This window comes from Dyadobacter alkalitolerans DSM 23607 (assembly GCF_000428845.1).
Lineage (GTDB): Bacteria > Bacteroidota > Bacteroidia > Cytophagales > Spirosomataceae > Dyadobacter > Dyadobacter alkalitolerans.
This window is the reverse complement of the sequence record NZ_AUAS01000004.1, coordinates 325,654-344,784: the sequence shown is the minus strand read 5'-3', so window position 1 is coordinate 344,784 and position 19,131 is coordinate 325,654. Positions and strand designations below refer to the sequence as shown.

Annotated in this window: 14 protein-coding genes; 7 read left to right on the top strand and 7 right to left on the bottom strand. The window is 45.7% G+C overall.

The features are described 5' to 3' along the window. The first annotated feature begins 18 nt into the window (after positions 1 to 18). The gene (locus G395_RS0110030; RefSeq protein WP_026629919.1) at positions 19 to 543 is read left to right on the top strand and encodes a ferritin; all 525 of its coding nucleotides are present in this window, start codon (positions 19 to 21) and stop codon (positions 541 to 543) included. Between the two features lie 56 nt (positions 544 to 599). Here G395_RS0110030 and G395_RS0110025 read toward each other — a convergent pair whose 3' ends face one another. Beyond that, positions 600 to 1,172: a GNAT family N-acetyltransferase gene (locus tag G395_RS0110025; protein WP_026629918.1), complete on the bottom strand. Its 573-nt coding sequence runs from the start codon at positions 1,170 to 1,172 to the stop codon at positions 600 to 602. A gap of 184 nt (positions 1,173 to 1,356) precedes the next feature. Between G395_RS0110025 and G395_RS0110015 the strand changes: the two genes are divergently transcribed. The 3 genes from G395_RS0110015 (at position 1,357) to G395_RS0110005 (ending at position 5,634) form a co-directional block, all read left to right on the top strand. Continuing rightward, positions 1,357 to 3,594 (top strand): FUSC family protein, encoded by a 2,238-nt coding sequence (locus G395_RS0110015; RefSeq protein WP_026629917.1) that lies wholly within the window; start codon positions 1,357 to 1,359, stop codon positions 3,592 to 3,594. A gap of 10 nt (positions 3,595 to 3,604) precedes the next feature. After that, positions 3,605 to 4,678, top strand: a complete 1,074-nt coding sequence (locus G395_RS0110010; protein WP_026629916.1) for an NADH:flavin oxidoreductase/NADH oxidase — start codon at positions 3,605 to 3,607, stop codon at positions 4,676 to 4,678. An 80-nt stretch (positions 4,679 to 4,758) separates the two neighbouring features. Next, positions 4,759 to 5,634 carry a DMT family transporter gene (locus G395_RS0110005; protein WP_035360879.1) on the top strand — a complete coding sequence of 292 codons (876 nt, stop codon included), beginning with the start codon at positions 4,759 to 4,761 and terminating at the stop codon, positions 5,632 to 5,634. On the opposite strand, the gene G395_RS29125 is transcribed toward G395_RS0110005, so the two are convergent. The 3 genes from G395_RS29125 to G395_RS0109990 form a co-directional block, all read right to left on the bottom strand. Beyond that, positions 5,635 to 7,584, bottom strand: a complete 1,950-nt coding sequence (locus G395_RS29125; protein ID WP_084439553.1) for a PAS domain-containing sensor histidine kinase — start codon at positions 7,582 to 7,584, stop codon at positions 5,635 to 5,637. Positions 7,585 to 7,744: 160 nt separating this feature from the next. Further along, complete coding sequence (locus tag G395_RS0109995) at positions 7,745 to 8,194, bottom strand: response regulator (protein ID WP_026629914.1); 450 nt, start codon at positions 8,192 to 8,194, stop codon at positions 7,745 to 7,747. A 132-nt stretch (positions 8,195 to 8,326) separates the two neighbouring features. Then, positions 8,327 to 10,714, bottom strand: a complete 2,388-nt coding sequence (locus tag G395_RS0109990; protein WP_157486670.1) for a TonB-dependent receptor — start codon at positions 10,712 to 10,714, stop codon at positions 8,327 to 8,329. A 308-nt stretch (positions 10,715 to 11,022) separates the two neighbouring features. Between G395_RS0109990 and G395_RS0109985 the strand changes: the two genes are divergently transcribed. The 3 genes from G395_RS0109985 (at position 11,023) to G395_RS0109975 (ending at position 16,643) form a co-directional block, all read left to right on the top strand. Beyond that, entirely contained in the window at positions 11,023 to 12,351 is a 1,329-nt protein-coding gene (locus G395_RS0109985; protein WP_026629912.1) for an MATE family efflux transporter, read from the top strand. Between the two features lie 148 nt (positions 12,352 to 12,499). Next, complete coding sequence (locus tag G395_RS0109980) at positions 12,500 to 14,125, top strand: NADP-dependent glyceraldehyde-3-phosphate dehydrogenase (RefSeq protein ID WP_026629911.1); 1,626 nt, start codon at positions 12,500 to 12,502, stop codon at positions 14,123 to 14,125. A 220-nt stretch (positions 14,126 to 14,345) separates the two neighbouring features. After that, the gene (locus G395_RS0109975) at positions 14,346 to 16,643 is read left to right on the top strand and encodes a PAS domain-containing hybrid sensor histidine kinase/response regulator family protein (protein WP_026629910.1); all 2,298 of its coding nucleotides are present in this window, start codon (positions 14,346 to 14,348) and stop codon (positions 16,641 to 16,643) included. An 86-nt stretch (positions 16,644 to 16,729) separates the two neighbouring features. On the opposite strand, the gene G395_RS0109970 is transcribed toward G395_RS0109975, so the two are convergent. From G395_RS0109970 to G395_RS29115, 3 genes are all read right to left on the bottom strand, one after another. Next, entirely contained in the window at positions 16,730 to 17,086 is a 357-nt protein-coding gene (locus G395_RS0109970; RefSeq protein WP_026629909.1) for a hypothetical protein, read from the bottom strand. A 130-nt stretch (positions 17,087 to 17,216) separates the two neighbouring features. Continuing rightward, the gene (locus G395_RS31085) at positions 17,217 to 17,711 is read right to left on the bottom strand and encodes a response regulator (RefSeq protein ID WP_051350099.1); all 495 of its coding nucleotides are present in this window, start codon (positions 17,709 to 17,711) and stop codon (positions 17,217 to 17,219) included. 307 nt (positions 17,712 to 18,018) lie between these two features. Beyond that, positions 18,019 to 18,981 carry an MBL fold metallo-hydrolase gene (locus tag G395_RS29115; RefSeq protein ID WP_035360876.1) on the bottom strand — a complete coding sequence of 321 codons (963 nt, stop codon included), beginning with the start codon at positions 18,979 to 18,981 and terminating at the stop codon, positions 18,019 to 18,021. Between the last annotated feature and the right edge of the window lie 150 nt (positions 18,982 to 19,131).

Genomic DNA, 19,131 nt, shown 5'->3' with positions numbered 1-19,131 from the left:
AAATAAAAGAATGTAACCATGAGAGATTTATTAAGACAACGGACTTCCCTGAAAGAGGAAATAGAAATACTTTTGAACAATCAGGTGAAAATGGAAGCGGAAGCTTCTGCAAAATATCTGGCCATGGCTTCATGGTGCGACCGTAACGGATTCAAAAACAGTGCAAAATATTTCCTTAAGCAGTCGGACGAAGAGCGCGGACATATGCTTAAAATATTCAACTATATTATGACTGTGGGCGGAACGGCCGTTTCACCGGAAGTAGCAGCAGTAAAACAAGAGTTTGCAACATTCAGAAGCGTGTTCGAAGCAGCATTGCAAAGCGAGATTGCAGTAACGCAATCTATCAACCGCATTGTTACCCAGAGCCGCAGAGAAGAAGATTATGGCACGGAAAACTTCTTGCAATGGTTTGTAAATGAGCAAATTGAGGAAGAAGACAACGCACGTCGCGCCATTGAATTGTTTGACGTGATCGGCGAAGAAGGGACTGGTCAGTACTTCATTGACAAGGCAATCCTGAAAATCGGCTCTGAGAACTAAGTGAAGTTTGATATTAATATAAAGTAAAAAAGCTGCGCCGAAAGGAGCAGCTTTTTTTATGCCGTTTTGTTAAGCAGCGAGTAAATCTCAGTATCGAGAAATTTACCATTTTCATAAAAGCTTTCCTTAAAATAAGCCTCTTTTTCAAAGCCGTGTTTCAGCAAAATCTTTCTGGAAGCTTGATTTTCAGGGCTTATTTTAGCCTCAATGCTGTGAAACTGCATGTTTTTAAAACCGTAGTCAATAATCCGCCTGACAGCCTCGCTCATTAGTCCTTTTAACCAATGTTCCGGATGAATCATATAGCCAATTTCAGCGCGGTGATTATAAAGATCCATTTTGTGAAAGCCTATGGTGCCTATCAGGCCAGTGTTGTCTTGCAAGCCTTCCACACGCTTCATTGAAATGCCCCAGGTAATGCCAATCCTGTCCCGCAGATTTCTGGAATAAGCATCAATCAGATCCTTTGCGTCACTTTCCGATCGCATCAAGGGCTTTCCAATGTACTGCATGGCAAGCGGATTACTTCGCAATCTGAACATATCTGCCACATGCTTTTCTGACATTGCATGCAAAAGCAGACGGTCGGTTTGCAGTGTTGGAAAAGGATCAAAGTTTACAAACAGCATTGTTTTTGATTCAGTGAGGCCGTTCTAAAAAGCTACCTCGTTTTCGGTATTTATCAAAAATACAAAAACCGCTCTATTATCCGCTGCCGGCGTCCGAGTGTAAATATTCCGGCTTTTTGGAACGCGTTTTGTTGCTTGTGGATTATTAATAAGTAGTATTGCACAGCTACCGATTGCCTTTTTCATGAATTACCTCGACGAATTCAAAAAATTTATTTCAAGTCATTACCTTTCCACGGGCGTAAGATTAACCTTGGGTGCGGTTGTTCCAAGCCTTATTTTTCAACATTTCGGCATATTGGGCGAGATGATCGCATTTCCGCTGGGCACATTGCTGATTGGTTCAACGGATAATCCCGGTCCTCACAACAGAAGGCGCAACTCATTGCTCATTGCCATTGCAACGTGTTTTTTGGTTGCATGCATTACCGGCTTTCTCCGGCACATTCACTTTATAATATTTCTCGAAATCGTTGTTTTCGGGATGTTCTTTTCGCTGGTCGGTGTTTATGGAAACCGGGTGAATAGTATCGGCCTCATTGCCTTGCTTGTTTTTGTTTTCAACATTGACGACCATCTGAGCGGCGACATGGTGCTGCGCACCGCAGCCATATTCGCGGCTGGCGGGATCTGGTATTTTGTCCTGTTTATGATCTTGCAGAAATTGCTTCCTTATAAGCTGATCCAGCAGCTTTTGGGAGAGAATTTCGTTGAATTAGGCAAGCTGCTTGGGATCAAAGCAGGGTATTATTTTGCAAATCCGGACTATGACGACCTCTTTAACCGAATGATCCACCAGCAGGTTACGCTCCGTGAAAACCACGAAAACCTGCGCGAGATCCTCTTCAAAACACGGGAAATCGTTACAGAATCGACTAATAAAAGCCGGATCCTGATGCTGATGTTCCTGGATAGCATTGACTTATTCGAGAGAATCCTGAACTCGCAGCAAAATTACGCAAACCTCCACCGGGCATTTGATCACACCCAGGTTTTACGGCTTTTTGGCACATATATTACTTGGTTATCGGCTGAGATCCAACAAATTGGCCTGGCCATCCAGAGTGGATCACCCTCCCACCCCAAGCACGACCTGGACGAAGCATTCAACAAATGCCAGCGGGCGTTTGAAAATATGCGCGAGCATAAAATGACGCATGATAACATGGAGGATTTCATGATGTTGCGCCAGATTCTCAACAGCTTACAAGATGTTACAGAACGGGTGAAAAAGCTGCACAGGGCTACGACGTATGATGCTGAGGTGAGTAAGGGTTATAAATTAAATGTTGAAGCCGAGAATTTTATTCCAAAACAAGAATATCATCCCCGGATCCTGCTGGACAATCTTTCGTTGAAATCCAGCCATTTCAGACATGCATTAAGGATTACGCTAGGGCTTCTGATTGGCTATATCATCTCTCTTTTTCTGACGGTGGGTCACGGTTACTGGATTCTTTTGACGATTGTTGTGATCCTTAAACCGGCTTTCAGCATTACCAAACAGCGGAATGTACACCGGATCGGGGGAACGCTTGTGGGCGTTTTCACGGGTTTCATGTTGTTGTATCTGATCCAGGACGGGACTGCATTGTTCATCATTATGATGCTGGCAATGATCATGGCTTACAGCTTTTTGAAGATCAACTACTTCATTGCTTCCACAACCATTACGTTATATGTCATCCTTTCTTTCAATTTCCTGAACCCTCAGCAGATTACGGCGGTTTTACATGACAGGGTTATTGATACGATCATCGGATCCATTATCGCTTATCTGATTTCGTCTTACGTGCTGCCGGTTTGGGAGCATACGCAGATCAACCAGTATATCCGCGATGCACTGGATGCTAACCGCAAGTATTTTGACGTTGTAGCAGCGAAATTCACAGGAAAAGATCTGGATATCAACGAATTAAAAGTACTCCGGAAGGATGCGATCATTGCGATGGCGAATTTGTCGGATAACTTTCAAAAAATGCTGTCAGAGCCGAAACGCCAGCAGTTGAACATGGAAGAATATCACCAGTTCGTTGCCACAAGCCATATGTTGACGTCCTACATTGCATCGCTCTCGACCTATGCGCAAACGCTGGAATATTCGGAATTTTCGGTCGAATTTGAAGTCATGATCAGGCAAATTGACCGGCAGATTAAAGCTGCAACGGACATTATTGAAGGAAAGCTTGAAAACACTTTTGAAATAGCGCGCGAATCATTGCCCCAAAACCAAAAGCTCGTAGCGCTTCTGGCAAAAAGAAAGAAGGAAATCAAAGAAATGGGAATTGAAAAGGCAGACCAGTCGCCAGCACGAAAAATGTTGTCGGATCTGAAAACGATCAACGGACTGTTTGAGCTGATCAGTACAATTACCATTGATGAGATTAAAATCCTCCAAAAAATTAAAACATTAAAAACTTAACATTCAACGCATGTCATCCCTATTATTCACTCCGCTTACCATTAAAAGTGTCACATTAAAAAACCGTATCGTCGTTTCTCCCATGTGCCAATATTCGTCTGTGGACGGATTCGCCAATGACTGGCATCTGGTGCACCTGGGAAGCCGCGCCGTGGGCGGAGCATCCTTATTGATTGCCGAGGCCACATCCGTTTCTCCGGAAGGCAGGATTTCACCCGAAGATCTGGGTATCTGGAAAGATGAACACATTGAGAAGTTGAAACAGATCACCACTTTCATCGAAGGGCAGGGAGCGGTTCCGGGCGTGCAACTTGCCCATGCAGGCCGAAAAGCCAGCACCTATCCGGCCTGGAAAGGTCGTGGCCAGGTTCCTGAAAATGAAGGGGGCTGGCAACCGTTGAGCGCGTCGGACATTCCTTTTCATCATTCAGAAAAAGCGCCGCTTGCATTGGATGCGGATGGTATTCAGAAAGTGATTGCAGATTTTGGTAAAGCAGCCAAACGGGCTTTGGAAGCAGGTTTCAAGGTTATAGAACTTCACGCAGCACACGGTTATCTGATTCACCAATTTTTCTCACCGCTAAGCAATGTACGAACGGATGCATATGGAGGCAGTTTTGAGAACCGCGTACGCATTCTGATCGAGATCATTGACGAAGTTCAGAAAGTCTGGCCAGCAGAGTTGCCATTATTTGTGCGCATTTCGGCGACGGACTGGGCTGAGAACGGTTGGGACGAGAATCAATCGGTTCAATTGGTGAAAATATTGCAAACAAAAGGCGTTGATCTGATCGACGTGTCGAGCGGCGGACTGGCTTCTCACCAGAAAATCACAGTTGGACCATCTTATCAGGTGCCTTTCTCCGCAAAAATCAAGAAAGAGACCGGCGCGCTGACAGGTGCAGTCGGATTGATTACCGAGGCAAACCAGTCGGAAGAAATTTTACAAAATGGAGAAGCCGACCTGATCATTATGGCACGGGAGCTGCTGCGTGATCCTTATTTTCCATTGCACGCGGCACACGAACTTGGCGAAGACATTGCCTGGCCTATTCAATACGACCGCGCAAAGCCAACTCTTTGATCAGGAAGATTTCGACAATGTCCTTTAAGTGATGCGGGTGAGTTGAATGCTTATCTTTGCAAGAATTTATTTTATTAGTAATGAATCCCCGCGTCAGCCTTCTTATCGGACTTGTAAGCATTAGTATTTTCCCTGTTTTGGTCAAATGGGCACCGGTTTCAGGGATTACTTCTGCTTTTTACAGGATGTTGTTCGGGTTCTTGTTTTTGCTGCCCGGCATGCTGTATACGCAGAAATTCAATTGGCCCGCAAGGAATTTATGGTTTCCTATCGTGCTCTGCGGGATCATTTTTGCAACCGATATAGCCGTCTGGAACCTCTCTATTCGCTATTCCAATGCGACGCAGGCAACGCTACTGACGAATCTGGCTCCTGCCTGGGTGGGAGTGGGATCGTTCTTTTTCCTTAATAATAAGCCCAAAGCCAGTTTCTGGATCGGGACGCTTATTGCGGTTGCGGGAATGGTGGTGCTTATCGGTCCGGAGGCTTTTTTTGAAATGCGTCTGGACAAAGGTTTTGCGCTGGCCGTACTCTCCGGCATGCTGTACGCTTCTTACATGCTGATCAGCAAACCGATCCTTAACCGATTGAATATTGGGAGTTTCATGACCATTAGCATGGCGGTTTCTTCTGTCTTCCTGATGATTGTCTGCTTAATCTTTGGAGAGCCGCTTTGGAATTTCACGCCTGTCATTTGGACCGTTTTTGCTGTTCAGGGTCTGATTTGTCAGCTGATCGGCTGGCTGGCGATCAGTTATGCAGTTCAGAAAATGGACGCGCAGCGCGTTTCCCTGAGCCTCTTGAGCCAGGCGGTTGTTACCGGATTGCTTGCCTGGGTTTTTATTGATGAACAAATAACCTGGCAAATGGTCCTGGGAGGCGTTATCATTCTCACGGGCATTGCCATTACATTTCAGAAATCGCGCGACCGTGCTGACAGCGAATCAAGTTTTTAATCAGAGCGGCAGATAAATAATGAAAGTTGAGCCTAATCCTGGCTTACCGATGGCATCAATAAGGCCTTTATGATTTTCTACAATTTTTTTACAAATAGCCAATCCAATGCCCGTTCCTTCATAAGCGCTTCGGTTATGCAGCCGCTGAAAAACCTGGAATATGCGGTCCTTGAACTGGGGATCAAAGCCTATCCCATTGTCAGAAAATGACAGATATTGATAAGTCTGGTTCGCCTCAGCCCCTTTTACCGGGATAAGCTCGCCCGAAATGCGGCCCGACCGGATGACGATAACAGGACTCGTATCATTTTTGGCAAACTTAATGGCGTTGGCAATCAAATTGGTAAAGAGCTGCTCAAATTGATATTCAATAATGTTCCAAACCGGCAGTGCATCGCTGATGACTTCTGCATTTGCCTGATGGATCAGATCGCCGAGCTGTTCTTTTACACTCTGCAAAACCGAATTTAAATCGATTTCTTCATAATGCTTTTCAACCGCATTCGCACGCGAGAATGCCAGTAAATCTACAATCAGCTGCTGCATCCGGGTTGACGATGCCTGCATCCGCTGAAAATAATCCTTACCTCGCGCAGACAAATTTTCATTTTCGGTTTCCAGTATCCTTGTCGCAAATGTCTGGATTTTCCGCAATGGCTCCTGCAAATCGTGGCTGGCCACATAGGCAAATTGCGCAAGCTCCATATTCGTTTTCACCAATTCACTGTTGGCGATGGTAAGCTCCTTCGTACGCAGCTGAACCTGGGATTCCAGCTCATCAGCCAATGTTCTGTATTTATCTTCGCTTATTTTAAGTGCTAATTCGTCCTCTTTCCGGTCGGTAATGTCCATCATGGTGCCGAGCATCCGGTGCGGACGGTGATCCTCATCATACATGATTTTTCCTTGTGTCCGTATCCAATGGATCGATTGATCCGGATGGATAATACGGGCCTCGTAGTAATAGGTGCCGGTCTCCAAAGCAATCTGGAAAGCTTTTTCCACCACAGTTTTCCTGTCCTCCGGATGGATCAGCTCACGCATATCCTGATGCGTCAGAAGTTTGGTTTCTTCAAATCCAAAGATAGTTGCAAGCCGGCCGGAATAGATAATGTGCCTGGTTTTCAGATCCAGATCCCACGTGGCGAGCTGCGTTCCGTCTGTGGCCAGGGAAAGCCTTTCCGCAGCCTCCGTAATCTGTTTGCGAAATCTTACTTTGTCGGTAACATCATTCAGGGAGATCATTATGCCCGAAACTTCATCGTCCGCTTCCACCGTGGGCGCATATTGGAAATCCACATAATGTTCCTTCGGGCCATCCGGGCCGCTAATGATCATGGACGCCTCGCTATCCCGGTATAATTTGCCGGTCTGGTAAGCATTCCTGAGGGTTTTCCCCATATTCTGGTGTTCCAGCTCAGGAAAAACGTCGAATAACCTTTGCCCAACCACTTCGTGCATTTGCCGTCCCCAAAGGTTGGTAAGCATACTTTCGTTGGCAAGGCTGATCACAAACTCCGGACCCTTCACAATGGCCTTGGCAAATTGTGATTGTGTAACCAGCTTCCTGAACTGGGTTTCGCTGCGTTCAAGCCGGTGTTTGGCAAGCACTTGCTGGGTAACCTCGGTCGCAACCACAAATATGCCCGAAATCTCACCTGTTTCCTCGGTAATGGGCTGATATACAAAGTTGAAATAGCATTGCTCTGGCTTGCCGAAACGCCTCATTGTGACCTCAAACTCATTCCCGTTATAGGCAATGCCTGTTTTGATCACATTATTGAGGATCACTTCAATGGAAGCCCTCACCTCGGGAAGTGTAACAAACAGGGGTTTATTGACGAACTCTTCCTCACTTTTATCGATGATGCTGAGATACGTATCATTGGCCATCTCAACAAAAAAATCAGGCCCCCGCAGGATAACGATTCCTACGGGCGCCTGTCTCATTGTATTTCTAAACCTGCTTTCGCTATCGACTACGCTAGTTTGCACATTGTAAGATTCTGTTTTGTTGACACGATGATCTGAATCCGTGTGCTGCTGTAAGTTGTCCACTGCTTTCTATAAAAAGATCTTTTTACAAACTTGGGAGGTGAACAATTGAGGATTAGTATTGATAGTAAAAATTCTCTGCAACGGGCTTCCAGTTATGCTTAGCCCAGTCGATATCCAGGATCTGCTTAATGGCCTGTTTCAGTTTGGGGAAAGATCCTGGTTTTCTTATAAAGAAATTGGCCCCTTGTTCGTGTACTTTACGCACCATTTCCTCTTGTCCGGTTGTCGAAAATATGACAACGGGGATCGACTCCCAAGCTTTTGTACTCCTGATTTGTTCCAGGCACTCAAAACCGTTTTTTCTGGGCATATTCAGGTCCAAAAAAATCACGTCAGGCGGCGGCGGAACGTTATTTTCCATTAAATGGATCAATTCAACCCCGTCATTTGCCGTAGTAAGTTCCGTCGATGTGCTCACCTCTCTCAATGCATCTTCGAACAGCATGCAGTCATCTGCATCGTCGTCCGCAAGGAAAATAGTTTTATTTGGAATAGCGCTCATAATACGGTATTAAATTTCTCAGTTAACGTTTTCTACCGGCTTTCGACAGACATGGAGAATTCATTCAATGCATTTTTCAGCCAAATCATAATAAAGTTAAAAAAGTTTTACCGTTTAATAAAATTTCAGCGCTTAAAATTCGCCTTCAACACCTTCCTTCGGCTTCTTCTTCGCCTGGTGTAATCTGTAGTTCAAAGTCAGGTTGATCTGTCTTCTGCGGCCTTGCGAATTGTTCACCGTGTAGAAGTTCGCTCCTCCAATGACTGACCTGAATTTACGCGAGTTAAAAACATCTATCACGCTCAGCGTCAACGTCCCATTGTTCTTTAAGATATCCCTGCTTGCAGCCAGATCCAGCGTGGCCAATGCTTTGCGTTTGCCCTGCGGAGTCTGTTGCGGCGCTTCGTAATTACCTCTTAACTGGACGTCCGTATTCTTCCATAATGTGAAGCGCGACATCATCCGCACGAACCAGCTGTAAGTATCGCTCTGGAAGTCTTCGTCCAAGCCCGTCCCGTCCGTAATGGCGCGGAAAAAGTTGACGCTGCCATCGAGCTTCCACCATTGATAAGGCGTAAAAGAGCTCGTAAATTCTGCCCCATAGGCATCTTCGGTCCCGAGGTTTTCGGGACGTGTGTAAGAGCTTCCGTCTTCCTGCACGCTTCTGATACTCGTGATTTTGCCATTCGTATGGCGGTAATATAGTGAAGACGTCAGCGAACCTTTGCCCATATACTTAATGTGTCCGAACTCAAATGCATTGGTAAATTCCGGGTTAAGGTCCGGGTTGCCACTCCAATAATTACGATTGTCACTATAAGTCGCAAAAGGGGTCAGGTCATTATATTGCGGCCTGCGGACGCGACGGCTGAAACTCAGCTGAAATGCATTCTGCTTGGCGAAATCGTAAGTCACATGGACGCTTGGGAATAAATTCGCATAATTGCGTTCATTCACTTCCCGGGTTTGCTTTAATTCTGTTGTAACACCTGTCCATTCAGCCCGCAAGCCTGCCTGGTAAGAAAATTTGCCCGTTTTATTTCCAACAATTCCGTAGGCTGCATTGATATTTTCTTCATACAAGAAGTCATTAGTCAGATTAGGCAATGTAATCCAGCCTTCGCTGGTTTCCTGCGTGACCGCATAGTCGTTTGTCATATCGCGCGAACTGCTTCTTGCCCCGGCTTCCAATTTCCCGTCTTTTCCAAACGGATGCACATAATCCACCTGAAAAAGCAATTGTTTTTCTGTCTCATAGTTCACGGCACGTTGCAGCAACGGCGGAATATCCGATGGACTGCCGTCGGGCCGGTAAACATTCTCCCGGTAATATTGGTCCGAATCCTCCCAGTTATCGAGATACCGAACGTCAGCCGTAAGCTCCTGCCCTTTTTTGTTAAATGTTTTCCTGTAAGTCATCGAATATTCTGAGTTAGGCTCTGTTTCGGTCTCGTCCTGTGTCCGGTTGGTGAAGCTTGTCAGATTGTTGACGCTCCCCAGATAATCCCTGTATTTTAATGTTGAAAAGCGTTTTCCCTTGCTGGTGCGCCAGGTGTAGGAACCGGTCAGAATGTTTTTTGGATTAAAATAATAATCTATTCCGCCGCGTGCGCTGTTGTTCATTCCTTTCAGATTAGAAGTCATATCCCGCTCCATAATGAATGTCGAATCGTTGCGGTAAAGCTCCTGGTATAGATAATTTTTCCCGGGCGTATTCCGGTAAGACAATGTATAATTGATAAAAAAGTTCAGGTTTTTGCGACGGTAGTTAACATTCGCAGCCGCTCCATAATTGGTTGGATAACCTGTTATAATGTCGAACGAGCCATTAATCCCTTCCTTACGCTCTTTTTTTAACACAATATTGATCACGCCACCCATCCCCTCAGCCTCATATCGGGCCGAAGGATTGGTAATGATCTCGACGCGCTCGATCATGCTTCCCTGCAATTGCTGCAAGCCGCTTGCGCCCTTGATACTCACCAACCCGGAAGGTTTACCGTCAATTAATATACGCACATTGCCGCTGCCCCTGAGACTGACATTGCCTTCCACATCCACAGCAACGGATGGAATATTGGTCAGGATATCTACGCCTGTTCCGCCCGCATTAGCGAGATCCTTTCCGACATTGAAGATCTTTTTATCCAGCGATAATTCCATTGAGCTTTTCTCTGCCTGCACGGTGACTTCATCCAACGTCCTTGCCGATCCCGAAATTTTTATGGTGCCAATGTTCAGCGGTGAGTTGGCGCCGGTAAGCTTGATATCCTGGGTGATTTGTGGTTTATAACCAATGAATTCAGATAACGCATAATAGGAACCCGCAGCGATCTCGACAATGAACCCTCCTGTTTCATCCGTAATGGCACCGGCTGTAAAAGTGCTGTCCGCAGTCCGGAAAAGCCTGATGCTCGCATATCCCAGCGGGCTGTTGTTCTGACCGTCAACGATCTTCCCGGTAACGGACAATTTATTCGCAGTTTGCGCAAGCAATGGCTGACAGCCGCAAATAATCATTAATAACACTCCCAATCTGGCAAACGTATACGTTACCGTTGCCCTACCGAGCCCTCTCGCTGCAATGCTGCTTTTAATAGCCATTATAAAATTTTGTAAGCGTTCTATCGATATTCTCTTTTTTGTACAAATATAGAAACCTATTTTCTCATTGTTTTTACTCTACCAACTTACTGGACAGACGAATAATTCTGGTGTTTACCTGAACTGTTCACAGATATTTAATGAAGTTGACTTTGCATCGAATCAAAGTTTATCCGGATGGGTTATCTAACTTTGCATTCTTTTTTAGTATCTGTTAGCGTGCCATGAAAACCGAAGCATCACAAACATTAAAATTAGCTTTACCCATCATCATCGGAGAACTTGCCCAAATGGCCCTCCACCTTATTGACAGCGCAATGGTCGGCGCGATCAGCTACAAACAACTCGCCGCCGCCGCCTTGGTCATCAATGCCATGAACATTCCTTTTGTGATCGGTATAGGGATGACTATTTCGGTTTCCCAAATGGTTTCCCTGGCTAACGGACGCCGTGATTCCCAGCTGGTTTCACATTATTTGTTCAATGGTTTTTGCCTTTGCGCATTAACGGCCGTTGCCATCTCGCTTACACTGGTTTTTGGAAAAGGCTTGCTGCATAACCTGGGACAGGATCCCGAAGTGGTGGAGCTGGCGATCCCGTTTATGAGATTAATGGGACTGTCCATCATTCCTATGCTGCTCTTCATGACCCTGAAACAATTTGCGGACGGGCTGGAATATACCAGAACGGCTATGATACTGTCGCTGGCCGGGATGCCGCTGAACATTCTGCTAAACTGGCTGCTTATCTACGGCAACTGGGGATTTCCACGCCTTGAATTGGAAGGCGCAGGCTGGGCAACATTGATTACGCGGTCCTGCATGTTTCTGGCGCTGGCCGCTATTGTTTTAAAGCACAAAACATTCTCGCGATACATTGCTGTAAGCAGCAGTCAATGGAAATTTAAAGCACAAACCTGGCGGGAACTGCTGCATATAGGCGTTCCCAGCAGTTTGCAGATCGGCATGGAGGCCGGGGCATTTGCTGTTTCGGGTATCATTATAGGAACATTGGGCGCGGTGGCGCAAGCCGCGCATCAGATTGCATTAAGCAGCGCTTCCTTAACATTTATGGTCTCTATGGGCCTTGCGCAGGCGGGTTCCATCCGCGTAAGCAACGCGCTGGGCAGAAAAGATTGGCTCAAAATCTTTATTATCGGGAAAAGCACCATTCTCACCGCATTGATTTACGGAACGCTCTGTGCGGTCCTGTTCTTTGTTTTCAGATTCCAGATCCCTACCCTGTTCAATAAGAACACCGAAGTTCTGGCGCTTGCTGCACTCCTCTTATTGTTTGCTGCCGTATTCCAGATCTCCGACAGCACCCAGGCGATCGGCGCGGGGCTCTTGCGTGGGATTAAGGATGTAAAAACGCCAACCGTCCTGATTGGCGTGGCCTATTGGGTCATTGGGATTCCGGTTGGCTATCTGCTGGCATTTCACTTCGGGATGGGCGCTGTGGGCATGTGGCTGGGGCTGATCCTCGGACTGACGATGGCATCGATCTTTTTGATCACCCGGTTCTTCAAAATGACAAAACATAGTAATATTTGACAATTTTAAGTCATTTTAGGTCGAAATCAATCCATTAAAGAATTGTAAAGTCCGCTAAGTTTGTTTCCGTATTAGGGATAAAATGGCTAAACCTCGTCATCATCCCAGTGTGTTAAAATGTTACGGTTTCACAATAAATAATGACTCAATGGATTTCAATTCCACGTTAAAAAACATCTTTGTTGAAGAACAAGACATTCCCGCAGCATTTTTGCTGCCTTCATTGGTCCACCAGCGCGAGTATCTGAGCAATGGCGAAATGAAGACCTGGGATGGCCCTGTGCATGAGGTTTACTCGCCTGTTTGTATCAAAACAGAAAATGGCCTTGAACGCAAACTGATTGGCAGTTATCCGATATGCACAGCCGACGAAGCAGCGGCTTCGCTGGACGCTGCTGTTGCTGCTTATAACAATGGCCGGGGCGAATGGCCTACGATGAGTGTTGCCGAAAGAATACACTGCGTGGAGCAGTTTACTGGTAAAATGATCGAACAAAAGGACATTATCGTAAAGCTCATCATGTGGGAAATCGGCAAGTCGTTTGCCGATTCAACCAAAGAATTTGACCGGACCGTCGAATATATTTACGCAACCATTGATTCCCTCAAAAACCTAGATAGAGATTCTTCCGGTTTCGACATTGTGGACGGCATTGCCGCGCAGGTAAGGCGCTCACCATTAGGCGTTGTGCTTTGTATGGGACCATTTAATTACCCCTTAAACGAAACTTTCACAACCCTGATCCCCGCATTGATCATGGGTAACACAATACTTTTTAAACCTCCGAAATTCGGGACATTGCTGCATTATCCTTTGCAGGAAGCCTTCATGAACAGCTTTCCAAAAGGCGTTGTGAATGTGATTTACGGCCGTGGCAATGCGATTGTTCCGGGGCTTATGCAATCCGGAAAGATCAATGTGCTTACATTAATCGGTTCGAGTAAAGTGGCCAACGAACTGAAAAAGTCCCACCCGAAAGTAAACCGCTTACGTGCAGTACTGGGTCTGGATGCGAAAAATGCAGCGATTGTTACACCGCATGCAGATATCAACCTGGCTGTAAAAGAGATCATTACGGGCTCGCTTTCCTTCAATGGCCAGCGTTGCACGGCTTTGAAGATCGTCTGGGTGCACAGGAGCATTGCGGATCAATTCCTGAAAGAGCTGTGTGATGCGGTCGGTGAATTGAAATTCGGTATGCCGTGGGAAAAAGGCGTCGCCCTGACTCCTCTGCCGGAAACCAATAAAATCGAATATCTGAACGGCTGCATTTCAGATGCACTCGAAAATGGCGCGCAGATCATGAATGAAAATGGCGGAGCTTCGGAAGGCTCGTTCTTTTATCCGGCTGTGGTTTATCCCATCAATGATAAAATGAAGCTATATTACGAAGAGCAATTCGGCCCTATCGTGCCCGTTGTTCCGTTTGATGACCTGGAAGAAACGATTGAATATTTAATTGAATCTACACACGGACAGCAGGTTAGCATATTCAGTAGCAATGCCGATGAAGTTGCTTCGCTGATCGATCCGCTCGTAAATCAGGTGAGCCGTGTGAATGTGAACAGCCAGTGCCAGCGCGGTCCGGATGTGTTCCCTTTCACAGGACGCAAGGACAGCGCAGAAGGAACATTATCTGTTGCCGACGCGATCCGCTCGTTCTCCATCCGCTCATTGGTTGCATTTAAAATGAATGAAGCGAATAAGCAGCTGATTAACGAAATCGTTCACGAGGATACGTCCAACTTCCTGAGCACTAAATTTATTTTCTAGATAACACTCCATTTTTTTAGCTAAGTTTTATTCAAAAAACCGCAGCAGATGTCACAACGAGTGTTTGGACAGTTGTTGCGGTTTTTGATTTTTATACCGCACATTGCTAAAAAGTCGCAGGCTAAAGATCGCCCAACTAGTTTTACAAATTCACTTTACAAACAGTAACATTGCAATATAAATTATCTTTATTTAGAAAAATATTGGAACAGGTTAGCTAATGAGTTCAGCGTTTACAATCGAGTCTTTGGAAATGGTGATTTCCGGTATAAATGCCGGAATATGGGATTGGGATTTTGAAACAAATAAGCAGACTTGGTCAGATCGGCTTTTCGAACTTCTTGAATATCAGCCAAATGAAATTACGCCGGGTTACGAGAATTTCACAGAAATGCTCGTCCATCCCGACGATCGGGTAGTTGTGAGAACGGCAATCAATGCCCAGCTCGAACAAAATATCCCATACAATGTGCAGGTCAGGTTGCGCACAAAATTCAAAGGTTACCGCTATTTCGAATGTTGCGGAAATGCTAAGTTTATCGATGGAAAACCTGCGCGAATGGTGGGTTCCATCACGGATATTCACGAACGCTATTCGCTGCGGGAAAAGCTGAGCGTAGTTTTCGAACGTTCAACGGATGCACATTTACTGATTGACAGTCAGGGCGTCATAGACTGCAACAACGCAGCCGTAACGATGCTACGATGCAAGGACAAGAGCGAGCTGCTGTCAATCCATCCCGCGAAGTTTTCACCGGAATTCCAGCCGGACGGAAGGCGTTCTGACGAAAAATCATTGGAAATGGACCGCATTGCGCACGAAACGGGCTACAACCGGTTCGAATGGATCCATAAACGCCGGGATGGCGATGAATTTCCGGTAGAAGTGACGCTGAATCCGGTCCATGTCGATGATAAAATGGTGCTCCTGGTGGTTTGGCACGATATCAGCCATAGGAAAAATGCCGAAGAATTAATCAGGCGGAATGAAGCCATGCTCGCTGAATCCCAACAACTTACACACAGCGGAAGCTGGGAAGCGGACCTGGTTACCAACCAGAATTACTGGTCTGATGAAGCATTCCGCATCTTTGGCCTCGAACCTAATTCCACTGGCCCGAATACGGAGTTATTTTCTAGAATGATCCATCCGGACGATATGCATCTATACATTTCGCATATCAAGGATGCTGTAAATAACCTCAACCCGGCGAGCTTTGACCTGAGGATTGTGCTCCCGGATGGTAAGATCAAGTTTATCCATGCCATAGGAAAGCCGTTTGCCGACCATACCGGGCGTGTCGTGAAGCTTTACGGCGCCATTATGGACATTGATGCGCAAAAGAAAAATGAGCAGGAACTGATCAAAGCGAAGGAACAGGCAGAGATGGCGGCTGTGGCGAAATCCCAGTTTTTGTCTACAATGAGCCATGAGATACGGACACCTATGAACGCAGTGATCGGCTTTACGCATTTGCTGCTTCAACACGATCCGAAGCCGGAGCAGATGGAATATCTGAACATTCTGAAATTTTCGGCTGAAAACCTACTGGTACTTATTAATGATATCCTGGATTTCAGTAAGATAGAAGCCGGAAAGATTGAGTTTGAGGAGGTTGATTTTAACATTCTCGTATTACTCGAAAACATTCGTTCGGGCAGTATCCAAAGAGCCGATGAGAAAGGAATCTCACTTGCATTGAATGTGGATGAGGCACTTAACCTCAATGTAACAGGCGACCCTGTGCGCCTGGGCCAGATCCTTACCAATCTGGTAAGCAATGCCGTGAAGTTTACCGAATTTGGCAAAGTCACAATTTCTGCTTCCATAGCAAAGCGTGATCCGGATTCTGTAACCATTGACTTTGAGATACAAGATACCGGAATCGGAATCCCACCTGAAAAACTGGATAACATCTTTGACAGCTTCACGCAGGCAACTTCGGATACGACCAGAAAATACGGAGGCTCAGGCCTTGGACTTACGATAACAAAAAGACTGCTGGAATTGCAGCGAAGCACCATTAACCTGCGCAGCAAACCAGGCGAAGGTTCGGCCTTTTATTTCAGCCTTACATTTAAACTAAGTGAAAGACAGATTCCGGCCCAAACCAGCCAATCCGTTACGGATATCAAGAGTCTGAAAGGCATGAAAGTGCTGATCGTTGAAGACAATGCGGTCAACATTTTCCTGATGAAAAACTTCATGAAGCAATGGGAAATAGATTATGACGTAGCCGAAAACGGACTTATCGCTTGTGAAATCGTGCAGCAGAACGACTATGATCTTGTTTTGATGGATTTGCAAATGCCCGAAATGGACGGCTACGAAGCCACAGCCAAGATCCGGTATCTGCCCGACCCGAAATATGCACAGCTTCCTATCATTGCGCTTACAGCCTCGGCTATGCTGGACATTAAGGACATTGCCTTCAAAGTAGGCATGAACGACTACATTAGCAAGCCTTTCACGCCCAACGAATTATACGCAAAAATCGCTGCTTACAGAAAAAAATAAAGGCAACCGCCGATGACCGGAAGTTGCCTTGAAAGAACCGCAATAAATTGCGAATAGGTGTGTGATTGTTAATGTCTGTATAGGTGTCAGGCGGTTTGTAAAAAGATTACCCGTTTGTAATATTCCGGGTCGTATTTTACCAGCACCTGGCTGCCTTGTTTCATCGCATCGTATTTGGAGTAGGACAATGTTTCTGTTACTTCTGCTACGAAGTCCGTGCCTTTCGGATGCTGGATTTTTACTTTCATCTGGTATTCGGGTAAATTGTTCAAATACTCGCCGGTCGGTTTAATGTTCAGGACCGTTGCATTTGCTTCAATGCCTTCACGTAGAATTTTTTGCTTTTGTTTTGCTCTGTGATTTTTCCGGATAGTGGAAAAGATCCAGAAAAATATCATTCCAAATAATATGATCGTCGCGCCGATCTCTCTATTACTTTCCACGGTTTTGATAGTTTTGAGTGACGTTCAAAATAACCGAAATTGAGCCATACATCCGGTATTTGTGTTATCAAACGGTTTTACACTTATTAAATGGCAAGCCACCAGGTAATATTACGCGGTAACAAATGCGTTACTCATCGTGATCCAGCGTCGTTGGCTTTTGTTCAATCTTTGGTTGGCTGATCTGTGGAAGCTTGTTGTAATCCATCCAATAGTGACAGATCGTTTCCAACATGTAACGCAGTTCTTCGAATTCGAGTGGTTTCAAAAAAAACGAGTTAGCGCCTGCCATGTAACATTTATTGATAATGTCATTTGAATCGTCACTGCTGAGGATAACGATCGGCACGGTTTTCCATTTAGTTTTTGCGTTGTCCGGTGTCCGGCGGAGTAGTTTCAGCACTTCGAGCCCACTGATGGCTGGCATTTGCTGATCAAGTATGATTAGCGCGGGAAGTCTGCCAGCGTAGTCCGGGGAGGATTGCAGGATGAGAAATTGATATAATTCACTGCCGCCTTGGAAAAAACGCACATGATAATTGGGAAGAAATTTTTTAAAGATTGTCCGGACAAGATATCTATGATCCGCCGAATCGTCTACTAGGTAAATCTCTCTTTGATCCATTTTTATGATAGTACTTATTTACTTTCATTTTAATCCTTACGAATTAAGAAAATGGACGTAAAAAATCATACCTGCCAGCAATCCTGGCTGGCATGGAAGAGTTAACGGCATAACAATGGAATTAAGTATATAAAGTTGTTGACGGAGGGCACACATTTCCACACAACGTCAGGTCAGAAAATGTCGTTTCCATGCTGGCATAGCAAATTCGTTGCTGGCATAGCACATGACGATCGTCTCTGTACCTGACGTTATGAAATAAGTGTTAGGCGCTAAGCTATAGCTAAGCTATACTCTTTGCTTTGGTTTAATAGGTCTTTTGAACCTTATATTTTGAAAACAAAGCCCAGCCAAGCGCCGCCGCTGCGGCAACTGCCCCAACTGTAAACAGTACTTGATAAGGTTCAGCAGTTTCTTTCGGCACAGACACAATTCCTTCGCTATCCGTAATGGCAGGGCTCATTACATAACGGCCTGTGCTTGGCACCGCTTTCTCTTCGAAATAATAGGCAAGTTCCAGCAGCTGCTGTTGCATTTCCTTTCCGTACATTGGTTTGCCATGGCCCGTCGCAAGCACATTAGGCAGTAACGATGCAAGCTGGTCTACCGAATCTTCTGCTTTCAGCCAGTTGCAGGTGAAATATTTTGGAGGACCACTTAAGATTTTCTTTTGTAACAAAACCGCCGTTGCCGACTCCTGTTTGGTTGTTACCACAGCATCGCCCGCTATCAGCACTTTGTCTTTTTCGCGCCAGAAACTTACGTGTCCGGGTGCATGCCCGGGCGTATGAATGTATTTCCATTCGGGCATGAAGGGGATGTCCGCAGTTATGCCGGGGAACTCGCTTACCCGACCCTGCAAGTCAATCGGACTTGACGAATAAAGGTCAGCCATATAAGCCATAAGCCCGCCTCCTACGCTGGAATCCGGTGGTGGGTAGCTGGATTTTCCCCTGAGATAAGGCAATTCCAGATAATGTGCATAAACGGGCACGTCCCACTCTTCCGCCAGTTTTTTCAGAGACCCTACATGATCGAAATGACCGTGTGTAAGCACAATTGCCGCTGGCTTCGCTCCTTCTCCAAAAAGCTGAGTGACCATTTTCTTGATTTTCGGATAGGCAGATTTGAGCCCGGCATCTATCAGGACCCAGGACTGATCCTCCTTATTTTGGACAACATATACATTCACCATAATGTCCGTCAACCCCCAAACGCCCTCCGCAACTTTGAAGAAAGCGTCTTTTTCCTGTGTTGTTATTTGCTCCATTTGAATACTCGTTTTGGTTAACAGATTTTAAAAGATACCCCGGCGATCTAAAAACTGTGCCACAACATCCATTAATACATATCATTGTAGGAATGGTGCAACTTCACTTCTCGCGCTATCGCTCTTGCTATTCTTGTAGGCTCGATTTTT